Origin of the sequence: Riemerella columbina DSM 16469 (genome assembly GCF_000374405.1) — a bacterium.
In the GTDB taxonomy this organism is placed as follows: domain Bacteria; phylum Bacteroidota; class Bacteroidia; order Flavobacteriales; family Weeksellaceae; genus Riemerella; species Riemerella columbina.
The window spans coordinates 1-6,390 of record NZ_KB894258.1 but is presented as its reverse complement, the minus strand read 5'-3'; the positions used below and the strand labels follow the sequence as shown (position 1 = coordinate 6,390).

Annotated in this window: 7 protein-coding genes; all 7 read left to right on the top strand. The window is 35.4% G+C overall.

Annotated features, from left to right (window positions below):
- The coding region (locus tag C237_RS15025; RefSeq protein WP_051081514.1) for an RHS repeat domain-containing protein at positions 1–1,266 on the top strand (1,266 nt) is incomplete at its 5' end.
- Positions 1,267–1,514: 248 nt separating this feature from the next.
- Entirely contained in the window at positions 1,515–2,561 is a 1,047-nt protein-coding gene (locus C237_RS0109410) for an RHS repeat domain-containing protein (RefSeq protein WP_245539717.1), read from the top strand.
- 1 nt (position 2,562) lies between these two features.
- Positions 2,563–2,970, top strand: coding sequence for a hypothetical protein (locus C237_RS13275; RefSeq protein ID WP_033398914.1), 408 nt, complete (start codon positions 2,563–2,565; stop codon positions 2,968–2,970).
- Positions 2,971–3,205: 235 nt separating this feature from the next.
- On the top strand, positions 3,206–4,297 hold the full coding sequence (locus tag C237_RS15020) for an RHS repeat domain-containing protein (protein ID WP_018676242.1): 1,092 nt from the start codon (positions 3,206–3,208) through the stop codon (positions 4,295–4,297).
- 13 nt (positions 4,298–4,310) lie between these two features.
- Positions 4,311–4,658, top strand: a complete 348-nt coding sequence (locus C237_RS0109395) for a hypothetical protein (protein WP_018676241.1) — start codon at positions 4,311–4,313, stop codon at positions 4,656–4,658.
- Between the two features lie 81 nt (positions 4,659–4,739).
- Positions 4,740–5,234 (top strand): hypothetical protein, encoded by a 495-nt coding sequence (locus C237_RS0109390; protein ID WP_018676240.1) that lies wholly within the window; start codon positions 4,740–4,742, stop codon positions 5,232–5,234.
- 863 nt (positions 5,235–6,097) lie between these two features.
- Positions 6,098–6,390 (top strand): hypothetical protein (locus C237_RS13265; RefSeq protein ID WP_033398912.1); only part of this gene is annotated, 293 nt, incomplete at its 3' end.

Genomic DNA, 6,390 nt, shown 5'->3' with positions numbered 1-6,390 from the left:
TATCCTTCTATCAGTTGGAGTGATATATCCCAAGACCAAGAGCCACCAGAGGGTTGGCCACGCCCACCAAAGTTTAACGACCCAGGCGATGTACCGGGACCACCGGTGCAATACGGCGATCCAGTAAAACCCGATAATGTAAAAGGCGGCTTTGGTTTTAAGGATAATGGTGTAGAAGAAAAGAATTTATATTTCTACCACCCTGACCACTTAGGAAGTTCATCATATATAACAGACAGAACAGGAAAAATAAGCCAGCATACCGAGTATATAGCCTTTGGGGAAGTATTATTTGATGAACATACAACAGAGGTTAATATGCCGTATCTTTTCAATGGTAAAGAATTAGACCAAGAGACAGGATTGTATTATTACGGAGCAAGATACTACGACCCAAGAGTGTCTATATTTTTAAATGTTGACCCATTAGTAGAAAAGACAATGCAACCGTATGCTTATACCAATAATAATCCTATAATGCTGATAGACCCAACGGGGATGGAAGGAGAAGGTTGGATTGAACAACTGCAAAATGGGAAAAAGACATATACCTATAATCCAAATATAAACACTATATCAGATGCTAAATTAGTTGGTTACAATAATGTAACCAATGTATATTCTTCTGCGAATGTATCTATGGAGTCTATTTTAGGTATGGGTGGATATAGTTATTCACTTAATTCAGATGGCTCCGTAACAGATAATCAAAATAATCCTATATACAATTCATTTGTAACTAAAGCAGGAACAACAATAAATGCCCCTAATGGCTCTTTTATTACTCAATGGGATGGAGATAGAGGGATACTAGGCAATTGGGCTAATTCTGAGGGTATTTTAGGTCAACTATCATATGGTGTAATTAATAATTTCTATTTAGCTGCACAAGTTGTAGATTTTGATTTATTAGGTAAAGACCATGTAAATCCATTAACGGGAAGTAGAGCATATACTAATCTTGATGGAACTCCTCAATATGATTCAGGGGAGAGAGCAATTGCGTTTTCAGGAGCATTTAACCCTGTATCTCCAAAATTTTTGCCTGCCTCTAGCTTAAGAGTGTCTAAAGATATTTTGACTCCACTAACAGCATCACAGTTTTCTAAACTTTTTAAAGGAACTTCGTTAGCAAGAGCTACACCGAAAGTAAGAGGAAATATAAATAGAGGTATAAATAAGGTGTTGAATAAAATAAATAATGTTAATACATTGAAAAATGGAACAGTAGGTTCTCTAAAACCTTTAAAAGAAAAGGAAAAATAATGGAAATATTACAGTATATTTTTATGCAAATAATAGCTGAATTTTTTGGAGCTAATGTTTATTATGTTTATTGTAAACTAAGAGGGGATAAAAGAAAGTATTTTGAAATAAAAAAAAATATATCGGATTATATAAAATTATGGTTGGGCTCAATTACTATAATTATTATTATAATTTTGGTAAAGAAGATAGTAGATATTAATCATTGGTAATATACTCAAGTAAGTGATGCTAAAACAAACTAAAAAATGCACCACCCAGCAATCATAAAAACTAAATTTCTGTATCTAAATAAAGGAGGATACCACCCAGACCATTTGGGCAGTAGTAGTTATATAACAGACAGAATGGGCAAAATCTCACAGCATACAGAGTATATAGCCTTTGGCGAGGTATTTTTTGATGAACATACAACTGAAACCAATATGCCTTACCTCTTTAATGGTAAAGAATTGGATAGTGAGACGGGATTGTATTATTATGGTGCAAGGTATTATGATGCGAGGGTAAGTTTATGGTTAAATGTAGACCCGTTAGTAGAAAAAACAATGCAACCGTATGCTTATACGAATAATAATCCTATAATGCTGATAGACCCAACGGGGATGGATGCGGAGGATTGTCCTAAATGTCCTAAGCCAAATAGAGCAGATCAAACTTATAGTGTAAACAACACTACTTATGTAGCAACACCATCTAAAGAAAACGCTAAAAATTTAGAGTGGCTAAAGCAGACAGATATTAAAGAGGTAACACTCACAAGAAACAAAGCAGATGAAAATATAAGAGCAGCAAGACTGCGTTTAAGTCAAGCTATTGAGAATAGCCCAGCAGCTAAGTCTGTGGAAAGTTTTGAAAGAAACTTAGCCATAGCAACAGGTGGTGCAATTTTAGCTCCGGCATTGCCTTATGTGGTAAGCACTGGTTCTACTTCGGTATTAGCAACTAAAGCAGGTATTAGTATAGGATCACAATTGATGGTTAGCCAAGATGTAAACTTGGTAAAGCTGGGAGCAGATACATTCTTAACTCCTTTGGCAAGTATTTTAGTTGGTAATTCGTCAGATTTGAGTTTAAAGAGACTTTGGATTCCAGATGCAAATCAGGGTGCCTTCTCGGTATCAACAATACAAGATTATGCTATTGGAGTTAGTTCAGATTTGGTATTTATGGGTAGAAATATGGGCTATAAAAAGCTAGGAGCATCGGGGTTAGGACAGACGGTTATTGAAGTTCAGTCAGAAATAATGTCGCAAGGTATATCAAAAGGAGTTCAACATAAGTATAATAAGTAAAATGACTACAGAGAAAATTAGTAAATTATTTTTAATCGGTTTATTAGTAATATTTTTAGGTGTATTTTTTTACGGACGCTTTGTCAATATGCCTAAATATAAGAATGGAAGATATACAATTGGTACTTTTGATAAATTTTCGGTATCAAAAGGTGGAGGGTATACAGTCTATTTTACCTACTCTGTAGGTAAGAATGAATATAAAGGTAATTCTGGAGTTTTTTCAGGTGATATGTTTGATAGGTCATTCATAGGAAAAAAATTCTTGGTAATATTTGTTAATGTAGATGAGTTATCAAGTATTTATATAGACATTCCCGTTCCCGACAGTATAAAATCCGCTCCTGCTGAAGGCTGGAAAGAGTTGCCGGAATGGGCAAAAGAGAAAATGAAAAAACAGAACAGATAAACACCCCCAGCCTTGCGTGAAATTTCTTGCCCGATGGAAATTTTCTTCGAGGCTGACGGAAAAAAAATTCCTGCCCGACGGAAAAATTTTTGGAGCGAGAGAGAAAAGTTGTTTAAATTAGCAAAGAACAAAAAGCGTAGCGTACATTAAAATTATCAGCCAAGACCAAGAGCCCCCAGAGGGTTGGCCACGCCCACCAAAGTTTAACGAGCCTGGCGATGTACCAGGACCGCCAGTGCAGTTTGGCGACCCCGTAAAACCCGATAATGTAAAAGGCGGCTTTGGTTTTAAGGATAATGGTGTAGAAGAAAAGAATTTATATTTTTATCATCCTGACCACCTTGGTTCAAGTAGTTATATAACAGATAGAGTAGGTAAAGTTACCCAACATACAGAATACATAGCCTTTGGAGAAGTCTTATTTGATGAGCATACAACAGAGGTTAATATGCCGTACCTCTTTAACGGCAAGGAGTTAGACCAAGAAACAGGTTTATACTACTACGGAGCAAGGTATTATGATGCAAGGGTAAGTTTGTGGTTAAATGTAGACCCGTTAGTAGAAAAAACAATGCAACCGTATGCTTATACGAATAATAATCCTGTGATGTTGATTGATCCAACAGGGATGGAGGCGGAGGATTGTCCTAAATGTCCTAAGCCAGAGAGAGCGGAGCAAACTTATAGTGTAAACAACACTACTTATGTAGCAACACCATCTAAAGAAAACGCTAAAAATTTAGAGTGGCTAAAGCAGACAGACATTAAAGAGGTAACACTCACAAGAAACAAAGCAGATGAAAATATAAGAGCCGCAAGACTGCGTTTAAGTCAAGCTATTTCTAATAGCTCTGCCGCTAAATCAGTGGAGCGTTTTGAACAGTTTATGTTTATGGAAGTACCAGCTTCTACTGCTGCTGGAGAGTTTATAGGGTTAGGGTTAGCTGCTTCTGGAGTATATAAATTTGGTAGCAATATATTAAGTAAAATTATTAATACATTTGGAAAAGGAGGGAAGAATATAGCGAATGAGTCTTTAGGGGCAGGTCGTATAAGAGTTAAACAATGGCTTCAAAATGTAGGTAATTTAGAAAGAGATCAACTTATTAGAGATATAGAAAAAGCAGGGTTTAAAAGGGTAGGGCCTTTGGAGTCTCCCAGTGTTCATTATCAACGAGAGGCTATGAAAATTCGATTAGATGCTCCGGATAAATATACGCCATTTAATCATATGCACTTAAATTATGGAGGAAATAAGAATGCTTATGATATTTTTCTAAATCCAGTTAATTATAAAAGTCCTGCGGCTCATATTCCAATCAGATAAATTATCATAAATTATGAAAAATAAATTAAAATATTCTTTTGATGATGAAATAGCAAGTAAATTCTGCTATGACATGGATAATAAGAAAATTGAAGTACATTTTACGGGATACAGTGATGAAAAAGAAAGGTTTTTAAACAAGCCCTGTATATTTAGTATTTCAAATTGGGAAGAGGCGAAAAGTAAAAGAGGCGATGAAGGAAAATTTTCCCCTTTGGATAAGAATATAGGGGTTTTTAGTATGATATTATATGTAGAATATGATGGTAATAAGTTGGAATTATTGGTAAATACTATTGATGATAGATACATCGTTTTGTTATTTACTAATCCGGAAGTGGATTTAATCATTTCTCAATAAAGCTAATAGTGCGAATTTGATAAAGATGTAATATTGAAATAATAAGGGGGTGGACTTTTAGGTTTTTAGAAATAAGGTAATATGAGAGTTAATGTAAGAATAGGAGACGTGTTTTCGGTTAATATAGGGAATGGGTTCAAAAAATACTTTCAGTATGTGGCTAATGATTCTACCCAATTGAATAGTGATGTAATTAGAGCTTTCAAAGAAACCTATCGTATAAATAGTAATCTGGATTTAGTAAAAATAGTAAGTGGAGAAATAGACTTTTATGCCCATTGCATTACTAAATTGGGATTGAAAATGAAGGTTTGGGAAAAAGTTGGGAATAGTGATGAGATAGGAGATATGACAAAGATATTGTTTAGAGATACGAAAGATTATGGTAGTGAAGATAGGGTTATAGTATCACAAAATTGGTATGTATGGAATATCAATGATAAGGATTTTACTACGGTAGGAAAATTAGAGGGTGAAAACCGAAATGCATACATTGGAATTGTAATAAATCCTTTAGGTATCATAGAGCTTCTGAAAGGCAATAAATATCCTGTAAATTATCCTGAATTTGAATAGGAGGTCGTATATCAAAGTTAGTAATGTAAAAAAAACGCGACACCTCTTGCATACTTCACAAAAAATAAATATTTTAGCGAAGTTTAATATTAAAACAAATAAATCATGGCAAAAAGTAAGAATAATGTAATTACGCACGGGTTAAGTGGCAAAGTAGGAGACTTATTGGTATTTAGCCAAAGAAATGGTAAAACCATAGTNTCAAAAGTNCCNANAAAAAGTAATAAGGTAACAGACAAGCAGAAAGAACAAAGGGTCAGATTTCAAGAGGCAGTATTATATACAAAATCAATTTCTCAAAAGCCAGATTTGCAAAAATTGTATGAAGAAGAAGCCAAGAACAAAGGTTTAAGCATTAATAATGTTGCAATAGCAGACTTTTTAAAAGCCCCTCATATAGAAGAAATAGACCTTTCTCATTATACAGGNAAAAAAGGGGAGCCTATTAAAATCAAGGCTTTTGATGATTTTAAAGTAAAAAAAGTAACTGTAAGAATAGAAAATTCAGACAGTACCTTAGTAGAAGAGGGGGAAGCAGTAGAAGAAGGTTTATATTGGGTTTATACAACCACCTCTAACAATGCAGAGTTGTCGGGCGATAAAATTACAATTAGAGCGTATGATTTTTCGGACAATATGACAGAAAAAGAAGAAGGGATATAAGTATCCCTCTCGGAGTTCTCTCGAACACATCTCGAACCTACCCCGAAGCGTTACGCAATAAAAAAAGGCTGCCAAAATGGCAAAAACACCCCCACGCTTTAAGCGAACTTAAAGATACCACCACACCAAAGCCAAGAGCTTACGAATACGACGGCAACGGTAACCCGATCACCTATCAAGGCTTTAAGGACTTTAGGCTAATGGTATGGGATGAGGAAAACCGATTACAAGGAATTAACGACAACGGCAAACTCCACCTTTACACTTACGACCATACAGGCGAACGAGCGGTAAAAAGTAGTGCCGAGAGCCAGTCTGTGCTAACCAATGGACAGACCTCAGCGGTAATAGCCCATACCGAAAACTATACGGCTTATGTAAACCCTTATTTTGTGGTTAATAAAGGCAAGTTTACCAAACACTACTTTGAGGGAACGAGCCGTATTGTTTCCAAGTTAGGCGAGGGCACTTTCCAACAGCCAAGTGGCTTAAC

Coding starts and splice junctions, on each gene's coding strand:
- C237_RS0109410 (WP_245539717.1), top strand. CDS start 1,515: ATGCACCACCCAGCAATCATAAAAACTAAATTTCTGTATCTAAATAAA.
- C237_RS13275 (WP_033398914.1), top strand. CDS start 2,563: ATGACTACAGAGAAAATTAGTAAATTATTTTTAATCGGTTTATTAGTA.
- C237_RS0109395 (WP_018676241.1), top strand. CDS start 4,311: ATGAAAAATAAATTAAAATATTCTTTTGATGATGAAATAGCAAGTAAA.
- C237_RS0109390 (WP_018676240.1), top strand. CDS start 4,740: ATGAGAGTTAATGTAAGAATAGGAGACGTGTTTTCGGTTAATATAGGG.